We start from the raw sequence: 21,518 nt of genomic DNA on the forward strand, positions 1-21,518 counted from the left end.
ACAGAACCTATACGAATTGGGTATACGCTAATAGAAGGTCGAGGCCGACAGTATTAACGCTGATGAAGGCGCGTCAAGTGTCTATTTTGTTGCCAAAATATTACAGCAGCACTAAGCCACGGAATTTTTATGACTGGAGTCCGGTGGGGTAAGTAAAAATTTATCTGCCGTTGCAACCAGCCCCAGCTGGTTCGCCATTTCGGTAAGACTCTTAAAGGTCATTGGTTTGCTTAGGTAGTAATTCATACCACAGGAGAAGACCGCTTCCCGATGCTCTTCAAGCGCGTGGGCAGTCAGCGCCACAATCAAGGTGGCGTCCAAACCATGGGCGCGCTCATACTCCCGGATTCGACGGGTAGCATCAAAACCGTCCATCTCCGGCATTTCGCAATCCATTAGCACGAGATCAAAACGACGCTCGGCTTCACTCACCGCGTTAACTGCCTCGACGCCATTACCCACCATCACGGGCTCGACGTTAAGCTTGTGTAGCAGGCCACGAATTACCATCCGGTTAACACTGTTATCTTCAGCCACCAGAACTCGCAAACCGGAAAGGTCGAACGAGACCTCCGGCTTTGCTTCAATAAGCGGTGGTGATTGGGCGTCATGACTACCCAGCAACTCCATCAGTTTCAGCCGTAGCCGAGTGGGCAGCAGTGGCTTGCGCAGCCAGGCCTCGATGCGAAGCTGACGCAGTGCCTCGGCATCGAACTCATTGTCGGTGCCGGTAAAGATAAACAGATGAACAGAGTCGCTCACCCCCAGGTCGTTGACCAACTCGGTGGCCAGTTTCATACCGGTGGTATCGGGTAGATCATAATCCATGGCGATAAAATCAAACGACTTACCCTCCGCCAGTTGTTGCTGGTAAAGCCGCTTAGCGGCGGCACCATTGGCAGCCACCTGAATAGCCATACCCCAGTTAACACCATGCAAGCGCAACACTTCGGCCAGGGTGGCGTTATCTTCCACCAGCAACATGCTTTTATCGGCCAGACTGGCTTGACCCGGATTACTGGCTCTGGCCTCAGTGCCCTCCTCAACCACTTCGAAGGAGGCGGTAAACCAAAAGCGGGAGCCCGAACCATCCTCTTTTTTCTCTACCCCAATCTCGCCTCCCATCAACTCCGCCAACCGTTTGCAGATGGCGAGCCCCAGGCCAGTGCCGCCGTATTTCCGCGTGGTGGAGTTATCAGCCTGATTGAATGAATCGAACAGGTAGTCGGTACTGCCCTGATCGATACCGATGCCGGTATCCTCTACGGAAAAGAGAATTTTAGGGGTGACGGTATTGCGCTCATCCACTTGCCGGGCTTCCAACTTGATAATGCCGGACTCGGTAAATTTAAAGGCATTACCCAATAGGTTAATCAGCACCTGCCGCAAACGGGTGGGGTCGCCACGCAACCACCGGGGGGTGTCCGGCACCAGATTTCCCACCAGCTCTATGTGTTTTTGGTTGGCGGTGGCACCAAACAGCTGGATACAGTCATCGAGCAGAGTCTCCAAATTGAAACCGGTAGCTTCCAGCTCCAACTTACCGGCTTCGATTTTCGAGTAGTCGAGCACATCATTGATGATATCCAGCAAGCTGGTGCCAGAGCGGTAGATCACATCCAGGTAGTGGCGCTGGTTTTCATTCAATGGTGTATCGCGCAGCAGTTCCACCATGCCAATGACGCCGTTCATTGGCGTGCGAATTTCGTGGCTCATGGTGGCCAAAAACTGGCTTTTTGCGCGGTTGGCCGCCTCAGCAACCGATTTTTGGCGACGGGACTCCAGCTTCTCCTGCTTCTCGGCCAGCAGGGCCTCTTCCATCGCCTGTTTGGTTTCCAGGTCATCCAGCAGACTCTGGCGCATCTGATTGAAGGCATCGACAATGTTATCGAGTTCATCCTTGCTGCGCCGACCATCGTTACCACGATTCAGGCGCAATGGTGCCTCCAGGTTGAACAGGGTTAACTGGCGGGCATATTGGGCGATGGTATCCATGTGCCGGGTTAGCAGTGAGCGCACCAGCCACAGCAGCAACAGGGCAATCACCAGGGTTTGGGTTCCCTGCAGCAACAGCACCACCTGCGCCCGCTGCCACAGTTTGCTGTAGACGGCATCGAGGCTGGCCGAGATGTAAAGGGTACCCAGGTATTGCGGTTCGGTACTGGCGTCGGCGTAGCGCAGGGGGTACTCCTTCACCAACAACTTACCAGTCTGCTTATCCAGACTATCCTGGTCTGCCGACAGGCTGCTGACGCTCAACGCCCGCTCTTCGTCGTTCCAGTCGCGCCAGATAACCGTAACCTGCACAACATCCTCAACCTCCAGCAGGCTCTGCACCTGCACTTTCAGTTGCTCTTCGTCAAAACTCCACAGGCTGTTGGTAATGCTGGGTAAGGTACTGATACGCATCTGATCAAGACGCTTGTGCAGTGCGCCAAGATCATCCTGAAAACTGACGTAGAGTGAGACCAGAGCCGCCGCCATGGCAGTACAGGCGGTGACCAACAGAATAAGCGCCAACAGTTTGAAGGCGATTGGATTTTGGCGACTGTAACGCACGAAGTCGAACATATCTGGCTCTGACTCCCCAACCCTAGGTGGTAGTAGACGCAACCTGACCAGACTGGCTCTGGTTACCTGTAACGATCGAGTCGGCCGGGGTGTAGCGATACCAAGCTCGACGACCTTCCCTGAGGAAGCAAGTGGTACCCCATGAATGGTAGGGCCGACATTCCAAGCCAACTTGCTAATCTAAAGTGTAGCAGGCAGCCCATAGGGCAACCAAAAGTCATGCCAGTCACCCGGTCGGCTGATAATCGCTGATCTCTGCCAACAGCGAATTGAGAAACCGGAAGCCCAGTGGTGTTGCCACCAGGCGTTCATCACCCAGCTGCAGCAGCCCCTGCGACTGCAACCGCTTTAACAGCGGGCCGGGGAACGGCTGCCCGGTGCGCTCGGCAACCAGCGCCAGCTCCACCCCATCCACCAGACGCAGTGCGTTCATACAGAACTCCAGCAACTGCTGCTGGCGAGCAATCACCGACTCCCCAGCAAGGGGCTTGACCGACTGCAGATAGTGCTCGGGTAGCCGGGTCTTCCAGCGGCGACTGATCGCCCCGGTGGCAGCATCGGTGATTTTGCCATGAGCCCCGGCACCAATGCCCAAATAGTCGCCAAAACGCCAATAGTTGATGTTATGACGGCATTCGCCATGGGCGCGCGCGAAGGCAGACACCTCGTATTGCCGCCAACCATTGGCCGCTAAAAACTCTGCCCCCAGATCCTGGATATCGGCCAACGCATCGTCATTGGGCAGTAACGGCGGCTGCGAGTAAAACTGGGTATTGGGCTCGATGGTGAGCTGATACCAGGAGATGTGGTCAACGCCAAAGGCCGCGGCGGTCTCGAGGTCGGCCCGAGCTTCGGTCGGGGTTTGCCCGGGCAAGCCGTGCATCAGGTCGATATTGATGTGCTCAAACCCCGCCTTTTGAGCCGCAGCAATGGCCACTTGCGCCTCTGCGCCAGAGTGGATTCTGCCCAGGGCCTGCAACTGCGCGGCTTGAAAACTCTGCACACCAATGGAGAGCCGGTTCACCCCCGCCTGCCAGTAGCCGATAAATTTGCTCTGCTCGACCGTGCCCGGGTTGGCCTCCAGGGTCACCTCCAGGGAGTCCGCAAGCGTTAAGTGGCGGGCAACCAGCTCCAAAATTGTGCCGATGGCGTCAGCACTGAACAGGCTGGGCGTGCCACCGCCAAAGAAAATAGTCTGCACGGCACGGCCCTGAACCAGTTCAAGGTCGGCAATCAGATCCCGCTCCAAGGCGGCGACATAATCCCGCTCCGGGAGCTGTTCCTGAACCCGGTGGGAGTTGAAATCGCAGTAGGGGCATTTGCGCACACACCAGGGTATGTGCACATAGAGACTAAGCGGAGGCAGTGCTGTCACTCATCACCTGAGCTTGCAATCGGGCCACCAGCAAGGCCATGGCCTGGCCCCGGTGGCTCACCGCCGACTTCTGCTCTGGGGTCAGTTGTGCGGCTGAACAGTCGAGCCCCTCGGGTTTAAAGATCGGGTCGTAACCGAAACCAAAGTCGCCGGTGGGCTCGGTTAGAATTTCTCCCCGCCACTGCCCCTCACAAATAACCGGCACGGGATCGTCGGCATGGCGCACCAGAGCCAACGCGCAAATAAAACGGGCACAACGGTCACCTGCGCCCACCAACGCTGCCAACAGCTTGCGGTTGTTGGCAGCATCACCCTCGCCGGAGTAACGGGCCGAATAGATACCCGGCGCTCCCGCCAGGGCATCTACCGCCAGACCGGAGTCATCCGCCAGGCTTGGCAGCCCGGTCTGGCGAGCGGCGTTGCGGGCCTTTAAGATGGCGTTTTCAACAAAGCTCAAGCCCGTCTCATCGGCCTCGGTTACGCCCAATTCAGATTGCAGGACAACCTCAAAACCGAGTGGCGCCAGCAGACGCTGCAACTCTTTCAATTTGCCGGCATTGCCACTGGCGAGCACAAGCTTGTTCACTGGCTACTACTCAACGTATAACTTCTTGGAGAATTTAATTTCAATGGCGGCCTCACTCCCCTCTGGCGTTACCACTACCGAAAAATTGTAAACCTCTTCATTGGTGTGGCGGATGGGGGCCAGGTAATAGACCGCGGTCGGCTCGCGTATCTCTTTGAACTCCAGAGGTTGCGCCTGCTGCATTAGGTTGGCGGCCGACCCTTTAAGGCTGGCGGGCAAGCCCAGGCTCTGCCCCTCGGGCGTCACTTGGGTGACCACAATATTGAGATAGGCGCGGTCATTAGCGCGTACCAAGCCATTGGCCGCGGCCACCTCGGGGGTGAGGAAGGCACTGTTAAAAACCGAGTAAAAGACCCGGTAGCCCTGCTCCTCAACAAAAATGTCCTCCTGCGTCTGGCCAAGTGATGAAAAACCGAGCAGGAGCATGGCAGTTACAAGCGATAGGTATTTTGATAGCGTTTTCATAATCACCCCAAGTGGTAGATAGCCGTGGCACCGAACAAGTTGGGCAACACCCCCGCCGCCAGGCGATCGATAAATGAGCTGGTCACCACCAGTCTTCGTTTGATTTTGATACCCCGCTGCCGGCAGAGGATTTCAAAATCGCGGAAGGTACAAAAGTGGATATTAGGCGTATCGTACCACTCGTACGGGAGCATGTCCGACACAGGCATTCGACCTTTAAATAACAGATAAAGTCTGGCCTTCCAGTGACCAAAGTTGGGGAAGGTAACAATACACTCACGCCCTATACGCAGCATCTCCTCCACCATTTTGTCGGGGTAGCGCATGGTCTGCAGCGCCTGGGTCATGATGACGGTATCGAAGCTGGCATCTCTGAAGTTGCCCAGCCCCCGCTCATCCAGATCCTGATCTATGACACTCAGCCCCTTACTGATGCACTCGTTGATATGAGCGTGATCGATCTCCAGGCCATATCCACTGACCCCTTTCTTGCGCTTCAACTGCTGCAACAGCAGGCCATCGCCACAAGCCAGATCCAAAACTCGGGATTCGGGCTTCACCCACTCGGAGATGATATCCAGGTCTATTCGCATATTGGCCATTCGCTTAAACCTCTATTGCCTGCAAATAACGGCTGAATACCTGCTCATAACGCTCGTTGGGAACCAGAAACGCATCGTGGCCATGGTTGGATTCTATCTCGGCGTAGGTGACCGGCTTACCTGCCGCCAGCAGGGCATCGACAATCTCTCGTGAGCGGGCCGGAGAGAAGCGCCAGTCCGATGAGAAGGAGACCACCAAAAACGGGCACTGGGCCAGGCCGAACGCCTGCACTGGGTCATCGCCATACTCCCGGCCAAGATCGAAGTAGTCCAGCGCCCGGGTCATTAATATGTAGGTGTTGGCATCGAAGCTATCGGAGAAGGTGTCACCCTGATAACGCAGGTAGCTCTCAATCTGAAACTCAACCAGCTCTTCACTGCCGAGGACAAAACTCCCCCGCCGCAACTCCCGGCCAAATTTTTCACCCATGCCATCGTCCGAGAGGTAGGTGATGTGGCCCACCATGCGTGCTAGGGCCAAGCCTTGCTTAGGGCTGGTGTGGTGCGCCAGGTAGTTGCCGTCATGGAAATTGGGGTCAGAGATAATCGCACGCCGCGCGGTTTCGTTGAAAGCGATATTCTGCGCGGTCAGTTTCATGGCCGAAGCGATCACCACACAGTGGCGCACCCGCTCGGGGTACTCCAGCGCCCAGCGCATGGCCTGCATGCCGCCAAGGCTGCCACCAATCACCGCCGCCCACTGCTTAATACCAAGCAGATCCGCCAGGCACGCCTGGCTGTGCACCCAATCCCGCACCCGCAGCCAGGGGAAATCCGCGCCCCACACCTTGCCGGTATCGGGGTTGATCGAAACCGGCCCGGTCGAGCCGTGACACCCCCCCAGATTGTTCAACGACACCACAAAAAAGCGGTTGGTATCAATCACCTTACCCGGCCCAATATAGCCATCCCACCAGCCCGGCTTGCTGTCATCCATGGAGTGGTAGCCAGCAGCATGGTGGTGGCCGGAGAGGGCGTGACAAACCAAAATGGCATTACTGGCCGAGGCGTTCAGACGGCCATAGGTTTCATACACCAGGTCAAAACCAGGCAACGTCCGGCCACAAGCCAAGTGGAGCGATTCCGGAAAGTGATGAGTCTGCGGCGTTACCAGTCCGACGCTGTCGCTGGGCAGGTGTTGAGGCATTCGTTAAGGGGTCCAGGTCTAACCAAAAACGCGATTATAAACAGATTTTCTCTGTTCGGCGGTAAGTGACTGCAGCACAAGGGCAATCAGCGTGGATGGGATCATTGCTTACCGAGAGATAACGGCTCTTTCAGGGGCTGAAATTAAACAGACTTACGGCGGGCAAAACTCAGCGGCACCACTTTATCGGAAGTGCTTTTGATGGGCTCGAAGGCATCTATGCGAGTCAGCAGCTGATTCAGGTTGTAGAGGTGATCTTCGTTTTCAGTGAGCTCCGCGCGCAGGGCAACCAGTACCTGGCTGTTGGCGATTGAGCCACCCCCCACGCGCGAGAGAGTCAGCAGCTCTTTTTGCAGCAGCTGCTTGGTGCACTCATTGGGATAGGCCATGGGGGTCAGCGCATGCTCGTACCAACGGTCGATCATATTGTTGGTATCGGTGATATAGAGGCGGATCTCCTGGCTCAGGTTAAGCAGGAAGTGGCGAATCAGCGGACGATCGGTAATGGCGGTCTGCTCGATGGTGTGCAGAAACTGCTCACAGCGGTGTTTAAACTCAAAATATTGTTTCTGGCGGCTGTGCAGATTCAATTTTCTGGATGACAAGCGCATGCGCTTAGCGCTGCCTTCCGGCTGGGCGTAGATTTCATTCAGAATGCGGTTGGTCTGCTCCGCCTCAATAGCCAACTTGCGCAGGCAGAGCTGTATCTGCTTGAGGGTGGCCTTAATGGCCGGGCGCAGGATTGGTTCCGGATCGGAAGCCGCTGAATTGAGGTAGTTAAGAATGCGCTCCATCTGCTTCTGGCTAAACACGCCAATCAGCGTTTCGTACTGATGTTTGATTTCGCGCTCGTAGGAGCGGTGCAGAATCGAAACCTGATGCACCTTGCGATGCTCATCTTTTAAAGCCTCGCGCACCGTTTGCAGCGCCAATGCCGTCTGTTCCGGGCCGAGATCTTTTACCTGTTGCAACACCTCAGCCTGCGCCAACAAGCGTTTGTGCATCTGCTCGTGGGTTTGCCGGATTAAAGCCAGGGCATCCTCCACATCGGGATGCTTAAACAACATCTTAAGCCGGTCGTTAAGCTGAGCCGTTAACAGACTCTCGAACTGGTTGTAATTGCTTTTATGCAACAGCTGGCGGTCGCCTCGCGCTTTGGCCAGTAGGGCCTGCTTACCGGAGACCGGCACTACCTGCTGCAACGGCAAACCCAAAGCCAGTGCGGTATCGGTGCGCACGCTGTTGATGGTCGACTCTTCCGAGGGCGACGAGATCAGGTCGTCCCACAGGCTGTCGATCTTATTGATAACCACCAGCGAATGGCTGTTATCTTCGGCGTTGATAAAATCCCGCCAGATGGTTCTATCGGTAGCGCTCACCGGAGCATCGGCTGAGAGGCAGAAAATCAGATTATCCGCCTCAGACATAGAGTGCAGCGAGAGCTCGGAGTCAGTCCCCAAGGCATTCAGCCCCGGCGTATCGATAATACGCAGCCCTTGCGCCAACAGCGGGTGTTCCAGGTTGATAATGGCGTAGCGCCAAACCGGAATTTCCACCTCGTGAATATTTTCCGGGTGGCGGTTGAGCTGGGAGCAGTTAAAGCCCAAATCGCGCGCCTGCTCCTCACTCACGAACTGGCGCTCAGCCAAACGACCCAAAGCATCCTGAATGGAGGCTGGGTTGTTGATATCGAAGTTGAGATTCACCCAATGCTTGGGAATACGCTTAAAGGAGCGCACATTAATGCCACCCCGACGGGTGATAATTGGCAGCAGCTGAATACTGTTGAGCGGCAAACTGGGGTTGAAGCCGATCTCTGTGGGGCACATGGTCGTGCGGCCGGGGCGCGAAGGCAGCAGCCGGCAATGGAATTTTTCAAACAGCAGGGCGTTAATGAGTTCGGTTTTGCCGCGGGAGAACTCCCCGACAAAGGCCACATTGAAGGTATGGTCGCGCAGACGCTCAACAGCGTTAGCTACCAGGGATTCGGCTTGCTTGCCATGAATACCGCTTGTAGCGTACCAATGCTTAAACGCCAACAGCATATTGATCAGCTCAATACGGCGCCGATCGCTGTCGTGGAGTTGGCATTGAAGATTGGTTAGATTCACTGCGGTGTTTACATCCCTATTTAAGGTTGCCAATTCATTAGCTGCTCTGCGTTATATTGCCATACAGAACGCGGGGTTATTTATAGACTGATTCAGTAATTACGGCCAGACACTGCATTTACATAGGTACTTCTGTAATTGTAGTTTCTTGCCCCAGGCCACCCGGCCCATAGCACAATTACTCGATCAGCCGGGGCTCCCCGGGCAGACCTACGATCCTTACTGGTACTGAAATACGTGACTTACTCCCGCTAAAAACAAGCTGCCGTTGGTAGACAAGCCTGTTTAAATCAGGTAGCGCTATTAAATCTCAATTCATTACACTTTGCTACTATTAGGATGCCGAGACGGCCAATTGAACCGGTTATTTCTTATGTTTTTTTAGAATATAGATTCTAAATCTGCCTCGCTGGCGCAATCCTCAACACAATATCAGACGATCCCTGGGACAAACCCCACATACAAACTGTTCAGCCCAAGCGCACGGGCAAAACTCTCAAGAACAATCCAAACGATATTAATCACCAAAATGATAAAGATCGGTGTTATATCCAGCCCGCCCAGATCTGGGATCAGGCGCTGGAAAGGACGTTGAATCGGCGCCATCAGCTGGTAGAGCAATATTAAAAACGGATGCCGACTATGGGGCGCCACCCAGCTGACGATAACCGTGATAATCAGACCGGCGAAAATCATGTAGCTGGTCAGGTAAACAACACCAATTGCCGCCCAGCCCAACGCCCTCAGCGGATTCACCGGCGCCGCGCCCACCACCAGCAGATTCAGCTCAATCGCCACCAGGCCCACCAACAGCGCCAACACGACGGAAGCCAGATCAATCCCGAAGAAACCGGGCACCACTTTACGCAGCGGAATCAACAGCGGGCTGGTGATCTTTACTACCGCCTTGGAGAGCGGGTTGTAAATATCGGCTCGCGCCAACTGCAACAAAAAACGCAGCACTACAAAAAAAAGGAAGAGCGAGGCCAATGTCTGAATGAGGAGGGTCGCTATCTGAGCTAAAGCATGCATGGGGTAGTTGTCACTCCGTGTGTATTATTGATCGGTATTACCAAGTTCTTCGGCCAGGGTTACCGAACGTTCGGCGCAGGCGACCATAGCCTCGGCAAAAATAGCGGGCAAGCCGGCTTCATCGAAGCGGCGGATGGCCTGCTCAGTGGTGCCTCCGGGAGAGGTCACCCGGCGACGCAACTCAGCGGGGGCCTCATCGCTCGCCTTAGCCAAGGTGGCGGCACCCAGTGCCGTTTCAATGGTCAGTTGGCGGGCCAGGTCGGCCGACAGCCCCTGGCGCACCCCCTCCTCAATCATCGCCTCCATTACATAGAAGAAGTAGGCCGGGCCACTACCTGAAACCGCAGTGACGGCGTCAATCTGCGACTCCTCATCCAGCCACGCCACCACACCGACCGCGGCGAGGATCTGCTCAGCCAACGCCCGTTGCGCCGGGTTGGTATAGGCATTGGCGTACAGGCCGCTGGCACCGACACCCACCAGCGCCGGGGTGTTGGGCATACAGCGCACCAGAGCTTGAGAATCGCCGAGCCAGGCCGCCAAACTGGCTATGGGGATACCAGCGGCGATGGAGATAATCAGCGGTTGGTGAGTGAGCGCCGGCGCCAGCGCCTTAGCGACGCTACCCAGTACCTGCGGTTTGACTGCCAGTAGCACTACATCGGCCTTCGCCACCGCTTTTAGATTGTCGGCCTCAGTGGTGATGGCAAATTTTTCATGTAGCTGCTCCAGCTGAGCCTGGTTTGGGTCAGACGCGATAATGTTACTGGCGCAATAGCCGTTTTGAATCAACCCACCAATAATCGCGGCAGCCATGTTTCCCGCCCCAACAAAGGCGATGGCGGCACTGGCTTGAGCAGGTTGAGGTTCAGATCCGGTCACAGTTAACTCTCTCTTATTAAGTAATTAAGCACAAAGTGATTGAGCAGGGCCGACGACAGTATATAAGCCACCAGCCATTCGTTTTTACAGGCGCGCAGTTTACGTTTTATTGGCGCGAGCACCAAAGATATCGGTACCGACCCGCACAATAGTGCTGCCGGCAGCAATTGCCAGCTCCAGATCACCAGACATGCCCATCGACAAAGTATCCAGGGGCGCCCCGGGAAAACTCTGCTGGGCCTGCTGCAGGCACTTCGCCAACGCCTGAAAAGCCTGCCCCTGGGCGTTGCCTTCACCTGGGTCCGGTATTGCCATCAAGCCGCGAATGGATAGCTGTGGGAGCGCTAGACACTCCGCTAAAAATGGGGTGAGCTGCTCGGGCAATAGCCCGGATTTGGTCGGCGAGTGATCGATATTCACCTGCACGCAGACATTCAAGCTCTTGCCACTGGGCACAGCCACGCTGAGCCGGGTAGCCACCTTTTCTCTGTCGACACTGTGAATCCAGTCAAAATTTTCGGCAATGGCGCGGGTTTTGTTCGACTGGATAGGTCCAATAAAGTGCCACACTATGGCTAAATCGGTCAGTTCCTGCTGTTTATCGAGCGCCTCCTGCAGATAATTCTCCCCAAAGTGGCGAATCCCCAAGGCATAGAGCGCCCGAATCTCCGCCGCAGAGCGGGTTTTGGAAACGGCCAACAGAAGAGGGGCGGTTTTATGGTATTGCTGACAGGCAGCAGTGATTCTGGCTTGGACTTGAGTTAGGTTGTCGGCGAGCTTGGACATAAACTTTCGGCGGCCCTGGTGATCGGGTGCTAAAGTTTAACACTCAGGAGTTTGAAATGAGTACCGGCAGCACGGCACAGAGAGCCTGCCTTATGGCCTGCCAATTTCGATTAGATCAATAAGGTTAACTATGGACATCACGGAATTACTGGCCTTTAGTGCGAAGCAAGGCGCCTCCGACTTACACCTCTCGGCGGGTCTGCCGCCCATGATTCGCGTCGATGGTGACGTGCGCCGAATCAACCTGCCGCCGCTGGAGCACAAGCAGGTGCACGGTTTGATCTACGACATTATGAATGACCGCCAGCGCAAGGATTACGAAGAGTTTCTGGAAACCGACTTCTCGTTTGAAGTGCCCGGTGTGGCTCGCTTCCGGGTTAACGCCTTTAACCAGAACCGTGGCGCCGGCGCGGTGTTTCGAACCATTCCCTCCAAGGTATTGACCCTGGAAGAGTTGGGCATGGGCCAGGTGTTCCGGGATATCTCCCTCACCCCGCGCGGCCTGGTTCTGGTTACCGGCCCTACCGGTTCCGGTAAATCCACCAGCCTGGCCGCCATGGTCGACTACATCAACAACAACAAATACGAACACATTCTCACCATCGAAGACCCAATCGAATTCGTGCACGAATCCAAAAAGTGCCTGGTGAACCAGCGGGAAGTCCATCGCGACACCCACGGCTTCGCCGAAGCGCTGCGTTCAGCTCTGCGGGAAGACCCGGATATTATTCTGGTGGGTGAGATGCGAGACCTGGAGACCATCCGACTGGCGTTGACCGCCGCCGAAACCGGCCACTTGGTGTTCGGCACCCTGCACACCACCTCCGCCGCCAAAACCATCGACCGGGTGGTGGACGTGTTCCCCGCCAACGAGAAAGCCATGGTGCGCTCCATGCTCTCCGAATCGCTGCAGGCGGTAATCTCCCAAACTCTGCTCAAGAAGTCGGGCGGCGGCCGGGTGGCGGCTCACGAAATCATGCGTGGCACGCCCGCCATTCGAAACCTGATTCGTGAGGATAAAGTGGCGCAAATGTACTCAGCCATTCAGACCGGTGGCGCAGTGGGGATGCAGACCATGGACCAGTGCCTGCAGGATCTTGTGGCCAGACGGGTTGTTACCCGCGAAGTGGCGCGCGAGAAAGCCAAATCACCCGACAACTTTTAATTTTTACCCTGGAGTTCCACCATGGAGTTTGATCGCCTGTTGACGTTAATGGTTGAGAAGGGTGCCTCGGACCTGTTTATCACCGCCGGGGTGCCCCCCTCCGTAAAACTGCACGGCAAGGTCGCCCCCGTCACCACCACCCCGCTGTCGCCGGAAAAGACCCGCGAGTTGGTATTGAGTGTGATGAATGAAAAGCAGCGCTTGGAGTTTCTGGATAAGAAAGAGCTCAACTTCGCCATCAGTGCCCGCGGCATTGGCCGCTTCCGCTGCTCGGCTTTTTATCAGCGCAACCTGGCGGGCATGGTGCTGCGGCGCATTGAAACCAATATTCCGCGTATTGATGATCTGGGCCTGCCCGATATCGTCAAAGAGCTGGCCATGACCAAACGCGGCCTGATCATCTTCGTGGGCGCCACCGGCACCGGTAAATCAACTTCACTGGCGGCGATGATCGGCCACCGCAACCGCAACTCGAAGGGCCATATCATCTCCATTGAGGACCCGATCGAATTTATCCACCAGCACCAGGGCTGCATCGTCACTCAGCGCGAAGTGGGGCTCGACACCGAATCCTTTGAGGTGGCACTGAAGAACACATTGCGGCAGGCACCGGACGTTATCCTCATCGGCGAAGTACGTACCCGTGAGACCATGGAACACGCCATCGCCTTCGCCGAAACCGGCCACCTCTGCCTGTGTACCCTACACGCCAACAACGCCAACCAGGCCCTCGACCGCATCATCCACTTCTTTCCAGCCGACCGGCACAATCAGCTGTGGATGGATCTGTCGCTCAATCTGAAAGCCATTGTTGCCCAGCAGTTGATCCCAACGCCGGACGGCAAGGGCCGACGCGCCTGTTTGGAGGTGCTGCTCAACTCACCACTGGCTTCCGACATGATTCGCAAAGGCGAAGTATCGGAGCTGAAAGAGTTGATGAAAAAATCCAACGAACTGGGTATGCAAACCTTCGATCAGGCGCTCTACGAGCTCTATGACCGTGGGGAAATTACCTATGAAGATGCCCTGCTGCACGCCGACTCACCTAACGACCTGCGCCTGATGATCAAATTGGCATCCGAGACGGATGCCGAGTATCTGGGCAATGCCGCCAGTGAACTCTCAATTCAGGCCGAAGAGAACGACCGTTCGCGGCTGTTCTGATAGAGAAATAAGCAAACCCGGCTGTCAGCCGGGTTCGCCGTTAGGAATCTGACTGGCCTCATCCCGCTCGTACCAGCTCTCTAGAATCAGTCGCGCAGCGATGGAATCGATCGGATTTTTACCGTAGTCGCCGCGATGGCCGCGATCTCGCGCCTCCAGCTTCGCCTCCCGCGTGGAGAGACGCTCATCCACCAGTGTTACCGGCAAGCCAAACCGACCGTGCAGACGATTGCCAAACTTTTTGGCACGACCGGCGATTTCACTCTCACTGCCATCCATATTTAGTGGCAGCCCCACCAACAACAACTCGGGTTGCCATTCGCGCAACAACGCGCCGACCTGCTCCCAATTGGGAACACCATCGCGGGCGGGAATCGATTTTAGCTCACTGGCGCTGCGGAGGGATCGCTGACCAACGGCGACACCGATATTTTTACTGCCAAAGTCGAAGCACAGAAGCGTGCCGGTCATGCGTGGCCGGCACAGGAGGAGATCAAGTTAAGGTCTACGCCAACGCAGTCGGAAGCCGCCTGCCAACGCTGAGGGGTATCGGTATCGAACAAAATGCGGCTATCAGCCGGCACGGTGAGCCAGGCGTTTTCGGCGATCTCACGCTCAAGTTGACCCGCCTCCCAACCGGCGTAACCCAGAATAACCAAGCTGCGGTCTGGGCCACAGTTATTGGCAATGTCTTCGAGAATATCCCGCGATGCGGTCAGAAAGACATCGTCAGCAATGCGCATAGTTGAGGGCCACTGCTTATCACTGGTGTGCAGGACAAAACCACGCCCCAACTGCACCGGTCCGCCAGAGAGAATCTCCTTGCCACCGACATTGGCGTGGTCTTCGATACCCATCTGCTCCAGCACCTCTTCAAACTGCATGGGCAGCGCATGGTTGATCACCAAACCCATCGCCCCTTCCGCACTGTGCTCGCAGATATAGGTGATGGTATGGCTGAAATTGGGATCGACTAGGCCGGGCATCGCAATCAGGAAGTGATTCGCTAAGCTGCCGCTTTTTAAGTCTGTTTCGGAGAATGTAGTGTTCATAACTTCATTATGGAGGCTCGTTGCGGGAAAACAAGCTGCCTAATGCAGCCGCCTCTAATAAATGGTTATATCACGAACCTGTCGATAGACCTGTAATCTCGAAACTCCAGGTACGAATAATCTCCAAACGATCGGCCGTCTCGCGAATCTCCTTTGGAAACGGCGGAAAGGGCGACGACAGGTGCACAATCTGAATAGCGGCATCGTCCAGCACCCGGTACCCGGAAGACTGCAAAATCTCCGCTGAAAGCAGGGTGCCATCCCGATCCACCACCGCCAGCAGGCGCAAATTTCCGCGAATACCCTCGGCCAACGCCTCCTGTGGAAAGTTGCGGTTACCCACAAACTCCACCTTTTGACTCCATTGGTAGAGGTAAGACGCCTCTACCGAGGCTTTGGCTGCCACCGAGGTCAGACGCCGCACCCGGGGCTTCTTGGCATAGGCTTCGCGCTGCTCATCGAGGCGAGCCTTGAGACTGGCAATCTGCTCACTCACCGGCACAGTGTTATCGCCATCACCAGCGATGGCCACCTCCTCCTGACGCTCCTGACTGGGATCAGTACTGGTCAGACTGCGCGACTTGGAGACTGTTGTGACCACCTTATCCTCCGGCCGCTCCTGTTGCGTTCGGGCCAGTTGAGCTTCGCGCACCTCTTGGATTTCGGTATCGGCAAACTCCGCCACCTGCTCAGTGGTGATCTGTTTGGCCTCATCCGCTGTACCACTGCCCTGCTGATCAAACTGGGCAAGAAAGTCAGCCTCGTCAGGGGCCTCACTGGATTTATGGGTCGCCAGGGTGATTTCCAGCGTGGGGCTGGTTTGTTTATTGATTGTGAGCTTAAAAGAGACACCAAACAGAATGAGGGCGTGCACCAGCAACGCGACAAACAAGGTAAAGCCCAAACGCTCACCGCTTGGCAACTCTATGGCACTAGACATATTTAAAAAAAACCATGCGATCCAACATCGACGCTCATTTAGTTACCTGCAAGCCACTCTTTGGCCAGCGCCCGTTGCCAAGTTTAGCAAACAGACGCCCGGCAGCTGCAGTGATCGACATCGCATTAGCATTTAACAGCAGATCAATTAAAAGATGGTTCCGAGAGGCTAACCTGCCAGACGCGCTTCTATGGCAAGCATCAGTCGTTCACCAATACGGGTATCGTATTTGGCATCGATCTCCCGCACACAGGTGGGGCTGGTGACATTAATCTCGGTCAGATAGTCGCCAATCACATCCAAGCCGACAAACATCAACCCCTTGGCTACCAGTGTGGGTGCCACCTGTTCAACGATCCAGCGATCGCGATCAGTCAAGGGCTGGGGCCTGCCTGTACCACCTGCGGCGAGATTACCTCGCGTCTCGCCCACAGCCGGAACACGGGCCAGGCAATAGGGGACAGCCTCGCCATTAACCACCAGAATTCGCTTATCCCCATCGACAATCTCGGGAATATATTTTTGCGCCATTATTTGCTGCGTTTGATGACAGGTTAAGGTTTCAAGAATAACGCCCAGGTTGACATCGTTGGGCAGGGCACGAAATATTCCGCTGCCACCCATGCCATCCAACGGTTTGAAGATGACGTCGCCATGGGTTTGATGGAAACGACGCAACAGCTGGAAATTTTTGCTCACCAACACTGGCGGGCAGCATTGTGGGAACTGAGTGGCAAATATTTTCTCGTTGCAGTCACGTAGTGCGTTGGGCTTGTTGACCACCAGCGCTCCAGCCCGCTCCGCCGCTTCGAGAATATAAGTGCTATATATATACTCGTTATCGAAAGGGGGATCCTTGCGCATCAGGATGGCATTGAGTGACCCAAGATCAATTTCGCGCGCCTCGCCCAGCTCAAACCAATGGTCAGGATCAGCAAAAACGCGAATAGGACGGGCGATAGCCCGAGCCGAGCCCTGCTCTAAAAACAGGTCACTCTGCAGCATGTACTCAATTTGCCAACCGCGCGTTTGGGCCGCTAACATTAATGCTAACGTTGTATCTTTTTTGTAACTGATGGACTCAATAGGATCCATCACCACACCAAGGGTCATATTCATAGGGTTACTGCTCGCCGACAGAATCAATCAATGTGTCTATAAAGGTGTTATGTGACCAAGAACAAAGTTCAGATAGCTTGGATCACAACAAAAGCCAAGCATAACCGAATAATGTCTTATAATGTTGTTTTATAGATAAAACCTCACAACTGTGGTAAAAACCAACGCACTGTCATATCACGGTCTCCAGTGCGTCGGTCGGGGAACAACTGAGGCAACCCTGTTGCCCAAACAGCCCTAAAGACCAACAACCCAAAGAAACTCAAAGATAAGTACCGCGAGTTATGCTGCAATTACGAATAGTTTGGGCAGACAAGCGCAAATTAACCAACCGGGCCACGCTATGGATGTAAAACTGGAAAGTCTAAAAGTAATGGTAATCGACGATAGTAAAACCATTCGTCGTACTGCGGAAACGCTCTTACAGAAAGCTGGGTGTACTGTCGTCACCGCCACCGATGGATTCGATGCGCTGGCCAAAATCGCCGACAGCAGACCAGACATCATCTTTGTCGACATCATGATGCCCCGCTTAGACGGCTACCAGACCTGCGCCCTAATCAAAAATAACAGCGAATTCAAATCCACCCCCGTCATTATGCTCTCCAGTAAGGACGGACTGTTCGACAAAGCCAAAGGCCGCATTGTCGGCTCAGACCAATACCTGACCAAACCCTTTAGTAAAAGCGAACTGCTTGGCGCCATTGAAGCCCATGTTCGGCCGGCTCGAGCATCCTGATCACCCAACCAGCTTCAAAATTTGTCATTTTGACCCATACTTAGGAGTAGGTAACATCAGGGAAGAGAAATTGGTTCAAGCGTCTAGACAGATTGCAGGAAGTTGCATGCAGGCCCCCAGGGGCGCCGCTAATCAGCACTCCACAAGCGAAAACTCAGCTATTAATCCATTTCCTGGCTGAGAAAATTACCGCATCGGCTAGTTACGTTCTAAACTCAATACCAGTTAACAAATCGCCGATAAACCTCTACCAATATCAGGTTTTTGCGCTAAACAGTAATAAGGGTCGGTCTCTGCCGCCTACAAATATTAGACAAACACAATATAGCAGGACAGCGTATGGCTACAGTTCTTATCGTAGATGATTCACCCACAGAGACTCACAAGCTTACCAGCATGTTAGAGAAAAACGGTTATTCGGTGCTCACCGCCAGCACCGGCGAAGCCGGAGTTGCCGAGGCCAAGCAATCCAATCCGGATGTGGTCCTCATGGACATCGTAATGCCCGGCCTGAACGGTTTTCAGGCCACCCGTCAGCTGAGCAAAGGCAGCCAGACCGCCCATATACCGGTCATCATCGTCACCACCAAAGATCAAGAGACCGATCGCGTGTGGGGCTTGCGTCAGGGTGCCAAAGCCTATTTGACCAAGCCAATCGGTGAGAAGCAGCTGCTGGATGCCATCAGCGACGCCATGAACTAGTTGGCAATACCTCGCCCAATCAATTAGGAATACCGATCACCGAGTATCGAATGGATCAATCAAACGCCTTTCAGGCTCTCCTCAATCTCGCTAATCGCAGCCGCACGGTAGCCAAAGGGCTGCCGGCCAGCGAGCAGACCAAACAAGAGTGGAGCGGCATCGGTTTCGGCCTTATAGGGCAGCGTTTTGTTGTGCCTCTGGGCCAGGTGTCGGAATTATTGGAAGTACCCAGCTACACCCGGCTGCCGGGCGTCAAACACTGGGTAAGAGGGGTTGCCAACGTCCGTGGCCGGCTGCTGCCGGTCATCGACCTGGCCATGTACCTTGGCCACCGGCTCACCACACCCCACAAGCAACAGCGAATTTTGATCATCGAAAACCAGGAGCTCTACTGCGGGCTGCTGGTTGACCAGGCTTTTGGTATGCAGCATTTCCTTACCGAAACCTACAACCCGGATAACACGGCCGAAGATGCCCAGTTATTGCCTTATCTACTGGGCAACTACCCACAGGGCGACATCACCTGGCATATCTTCAGTATGGTTAACCTGGCCGAAAGCCCCCAGTTTATGTCAGCAGCCAAATCACAGCTCGCCGGCTGATTGCGGATAACACTGATTGCGCACCTGGCAAGGCAACTTCGCCAAAAAGGTGCTAATAGTTTGAGTATGTAGAAAGTTTGCACAGGATATTGGTCGTTTTACAGGGAAAGCAGCGACAGCGCCTTGAAGACGAGCGCGAACAAGGGAATTCAAAGATTTACAAGAGACTTATGGTCGTTCGGGAGAGCTCAGTATGAAGACAGACTCCAGTAACATAATGGCGTCAATCAAATCCAACCCAGTGATGGCTGGATTGATCACCGCCTTGGTTCTACTGTTGGGGTTCATCACCTACGGGTTGGTATTTATGAACCTGGAAGGTCAAAAAGACCAACAACACCTGCAAAGTGTGGCGGAACTTAGGGCGCAGTCCTATCGTTTAACCTCCTTGGCCCGTGAAGCGACCTCCGGTGAGGAAGCCGCGTTCGCGCAACTGGCACAGGTAATTACCAGCATGGGACTGGCACGGGATCGACTTGCCGCTGGCGATTGGACCGATCAATCGCTTCGCCAGAACTACGCCAACTACGAGCGAATCTGGAATCGAATCCGCGACAACGCCAACATCATTGTTACCAACGAAGACACCATTCTCTTCCTGAACGACGTAGCCAACACCCTGAACCAAACACTCCCCGAGCTCCAGGCAGAACACAACAACATCGTTGAGATTCTGTTGGAAAACAACTCTCCCGGCGAGCAGATCTCAGTGGCGCAAATGCAGTCCTGGCGGGCGGAACGTATCGGTCGAAACGTCGACAAAATGCTGCGCGGTGGCGGCGATGCCACTGAAGCTGCCGACCAGTTCAACCTCGACGCCAACTTGTTCGGTAAGGTACTGCAGGGCATGCGCAATGGTGACGCGCCCATGGGCATCTCCAAAATCACCGACCGCGACGCAGTGGCCAGCTTGGGTGAGATCAGCAGCCTGTTTGAATTCGTGAACTCCTCCGTACGTGAAATCTTCGAAGCGTCACCGGCACTGTTCAGCGCCCGGCAGGCCTCTGAAGCCATTCTTGATGACTCGCCCAAACTTCTGGAAGCCCTGACGGCCCTCTCCTCCGACATCGGCAACCTGGGTAGCACGCGCGCCTTCAACCCACTCACTGTCGGCGTTCTGGCAGGCTTGGCCGCCCTGGTATTAATCCTGATTGCCGCCCAGTTACTAACTGCCACCCGGCGTCGTCTGCAGGTCACTGCGGAAACCAACGAACGAAACCAAAACGCGATTTTACGACTGCTGGACGAACTGGCCGACTTGGCGGATGGTGACTTGACCACCACAGCCACGGTAACCGAGGACTTCACCGGCGCCATCGCGGACTCCATCAACTACACCATCGACCAGCTGCGGGTACTGGTATCGCGCATTAACGAAACCTCTGCCGGGGTTGCCGCGTCATCGCAAGAGACCCAGCAGACTGCACTGCACCTGGCCGAGGCTGCCGAGCACCAGGCCCAGGAGATTGCCGGAGCCTCTGCCGCTGTAAACGAAATGGCGGTCACCATTGACCAGGTATCTGCCAACGCCGCGGAATCAGCATCGGTTGCGGAACGAGCGGTATCAATCGCCAACAACGGCGCCAAGGTGGTACAGAACACCATCCACGGTATGGATACCATTCGTGAGCAGATTCAAGACACCTCCAAGCGGATTAAACGACTGGGTGAATCGTCCCAAGAGATTGGAGACATCGTATCGTTGATTAACGACATTGCCGACCAAACCAACATTCTGGCACTTAACGCCGCGATCCAGGCCTCTATGGCTGGTGACGCGGGTCGAGGCTTCGCGGTGGTAGCGGACGAGGTACAGCGCCTTGCGGAACGTTCCGCTGCGGCCACCAAACAGATTGAAGCCCTGGTAAAAACCATTCAGAACGATACCAACGAAGCGGTTATCTCGATGGAACAGACCACCGCCGAGGTGGTACGCGGAGCACGCCTGGCACAGGATGCGGGTGTGGCACTGGAAGAGATTGAAAACGTATCCACCACCCTGGCGGACCTGATCCAGAACATCTCCAACGCCGCCCGTCAGCAGGCCTCCTCTGCGGGCCACATCTCCAACACGATGAACGTTATTCAGGAAATTACCTCCCAGACCGCCTCCGGTACCAGCACCACGGCGGCCAGTATTGGAAACCTGGCCTCTATGGCGGTGGAGCTGCGTGAATCCGTTGCCGGCTTCACTCTGCCGGAATCCGCCATGGCAGGCAGCCCAACCGGCACGCACAGCGCGCTGGATGGCGATGCCCTGGCCGGCCTCGGTGACGACCTCGGCGGAGACGATTTCGACGAGAGCGCCGTTGCCACCCTGGATGACACCGTCGATCTGGAATCCGGTGACGAATTCGACACTGAGCTCCACTTTGGCTCTGACGATGAGGACGATTTTGTCAGTAGCAAAAGCGGCCACAAAACCGGCGCCGCAGTATAACTGCCGCTTTTAGTCCATGACTTGGTCGGCACGAACAC

At 55.2% G+C, this 21,518-nt stretch carries 20 protein-coding genes; 6 read left to right on the plus strand and 14 right to left on the minus strand.

What is annotated here, in order from left to right; all coding sequences use genetic code 11:
• Positions 1–111: 111 nt before the first annotated feature.
• From SBL51_RS13095 to SBL51_RS13140, 10 genes are all read right to left on the minus strand, one after another.
• Positions 112–2,571, minus strand: coding sequence for a response regulator (locus SBL51_RS13095; RefSeq protein WP_317931414.1), 2,460 nt, complete (start codon positions 2,569–2,571; stop codon positions 112–114).
• Positions 2,572–2,797: 226 nt separating this feature from the next.
• Complete coding sequence (gene hemW / locus SBL51_RS13100) at positions 2,798–3,946, minus strand: radical SAM family heme chaperone HemW (RefSeq protein ID WP_317931415.1); 1,149 nt, start codon at positions 3,944–3,946, stop codon at positions 2,798–2,800.
• The gene (rdgB, locus tag SBL51_RS13105; RefSeq protein WP_317931416.1) at positions 3,924–4,532 is read right to left on the minus strand and encodes an RdgB/HAM1 family non-canonical purine NTP pyrophosphatase; all 609 of its coding nucleotides are present in this window, start codon (positions 4,530–4,532) and stop codon (positions 3,924–3,926) included. The genes hemW and rdgB overlap by 23 nt, the downstream gene beginning before the upstream one ends.
• Positions 4,533–4,538: 6 nt before the next feature.
• Complete coding sequence (locus SBL51_RS13110) at positions 4,539–4,997, minus strand: DUF4426 domain-containing protein (protein ID WP_317931417.1); 459 nt, start codon at positions 4,995–4,997, stop codon at positions 4,539–4,541.
• Between the two features lie 2 nt (positions 4,998–4,999).
• Positions 5,000–5,590, minus strand: a complete 591-nt coding sequence (gene metW / locus SBL51_RS13115; protein WP_317931456.1) for a methionine biosynthesis protein MetW — start codon at positions 5,588–5,590, stop codon at positions 5,000–5,002.
• 13 nt (positions 5,591–5,603) lie between these two features.
• Complete coding sequence (gene metX / locus SBL51_RS13120) at positions 5,604–6,746, minus strand: homoserine O-succinyltransferase MetX (protein ID WP_317931418.1); 1,143 nt, start codon at positions 6,744–6,746, stop codon at positions 5,604–5,606.
• 143 nt (positions 6,747–6,889) lie between these two features.
• Positions 6,890–8,857 (minus strand): dynamin family protein, encoded by a 1,968-nt coding sequence (locus SBL51_RS13125; RefSeq protein ID WP_317931419.1) that lies wholly within the window; start codon positions 8,855–8,857, stop codon positions 6,890–6,892.
• Between the two features lie 432 nt (positions 8,858–9,289).
• Positions 9,290–9,889 (minus strand): YggT family protein, encoded by a 600-nt coding sequence (locus SBL51_RS13130; RefSeq protein WP_317931420.1) that lies wholly within the window; start codon positions 9,887–9,889, stop codon positions 9,290–9,292.
• Positions 9,890–9,913: 24 nt separating this feature from the next.
• Positions 9,914–10,771 (minus strand): pyrroline-5-carboxylate reductase, encoded by an 858-nt coding sequence (proC, locus tag SBL51_RS13135; protein ID WP_317931421.1) that lies wholly within the window; start codon positions 10,769–10,771, stop codon positions 9,914–9,916.
• 99 nt (positions 10,772–10,870) lie between these two features.
• On the minus strand, positions 10,871–11,557 hold the full coding sequence (locus SBL51_RS13140) for a YggS family pyridoxal phosphate-dependent enzyme (RefSeq protein ID WP_317931422.1): 687 nt from the start codon (positions 11,555–11,557) through the stop codon (positions 10,871–10,873).
• Positions 11,558–11,687: 130 nt separating this feature from the next.
• Between SBL51_RS13140 and SBL51_RS13145 the strand changes: the two genes are divergently transcribed.
• Positions 11,688–12,722: a type IV pilus twitching motility protein PilT gene (locus SBL51_RS13145; protein WP_317931423.1), complete on the plus strand. Its 1,035-nt coding sequence runs from the start codon at positions 11,688–11,690 to the stop codon at positions 12,720–12,722.
• 21 nt (positions 12,723–12,743) lie between these two features.
• Complete coding sequence (locus SBL51_RS13150) at positions 12,744–13,886, plus strand: PilT/PilU family type 4a pilus ATPase (RefSeq protein WP_317931424.1); 1,143 nt, start codon at positions 12,744–12,746, stop codon at positions 13,884–13,886.
• 24 nt (positions 13,887–13,910) lie between these two features.
• Here the strand turns inward: SBL51_RS13150 and ruvX are convergent, their stop codons facing one another.
• The 4 genes from ruvX to gshB form a co-directional block, all read right to left on the minus strand.
• The gene (gene ruvX, locus SBL51_RS13155) at positions 13,911–14,357 is read right to left on the minus strand and encodes a Holliday junction resolvase RuvX (RefSeq protein WP_317931425.1); all 447 of its coding nucleotides are present in this window, start codon (positions 14,355–14,357) and stop codon (positions 13,911–13,913) included.
• Entirely contained in the window at positions 14,354–14,938 is a 585-nt protein-coding gene (locus SBL51_RS13160; protein ID WP_317931427.1) for a YqgE/AlgH family protein, read from the minus strand. Before SBL51_RS13160 ends, ruvX begins: the two co-directional genes overlap by 4 nt.
• Before the next feature lie 70 nt (positions 14,939–15,008).
• Positions 15,009–15,878, minus strand: a complete 870-nt coding sequence (locus SBL51_RS13165) for an energy transducer TonB (RefSeq protein WP_317931428.1) — start codon at positions 15,876–15,878, stop codon at positions 15,009–15,011.
• A gap of 168 nt (positions 15,879–16,046) precedes the next feature.
• A complete protein-coding gene (gene gshB, locus SBL51_RS13170) occupies positions 16,047–16,997 on the minus strand; it encodes a glutathione synthase (protein WP_317931429.1) in 951 nt (316 codons plus the stop codon).
• A gap of 343 nt (positions 16,998–17,340) precedes the next feature.
• Between gshB and pilG the strand changes: the two genes are divergently transcribed.
• The 4 genes from pilG (at position 17,341) to SBL51_RS13190 (ending at position 21,480) form a co-directional block, all read left to right on the plus strand.
• Positions 17,341–17,736: a twitching motility response regulator PilG gene (gene pilG / locus SBL51_RS13175; protein ID WP_317931430.1), complete on the plus strand. Its 396-nt coding sequence runs from the start codon at positions 17,341–17,343 to the stop codon at positions 17,734–17,736.
• Positions 17,737–18,075: 339 nt separating this feature from the next.
• Entirely contained in the window at positions 18,076–18,438 is a 363-nt protein-coding gene (gene pilH, locus SBL51_RS13180) for a twitching motility response regulator PilH (RefSeq protein WP_317931431.1), read from the plus strand.
• 50 nt (positions 18,439–18,488) lie between these two features.
• Complete coding sequence (locus SBL51_RS13185; protein WP_317931432.1) at positions 18,489–19,040, plus strand: chemotaxis protein CheW; 552 nt, start codon at positions 18,489–18,491, stop codon at positions 19,038–19,040.
• A gap of 193 nt (positions 19,041–19,233) precedes the next feature.
• Entirely contained in the window at positions 19,234–21,480 is a 2,247-nt protein-coding gene (locus SBL51_RS13190) for a methyl-accepting chemotaxis protein (protein WP_317931433.1), read from the plus strand.
• Positions 21,481–21,518 lie beyond the last annotated feature (38 nt).

The organism is Halioxenophilus sp. WMMB6 (genome assembly GCF_033283405.1).
Lineage (GTDB): Bacteria > Pseudomonadota > Gammaproteobacteria > Pseudomonadales > Cellvibrionaceae > Halioxenophilus.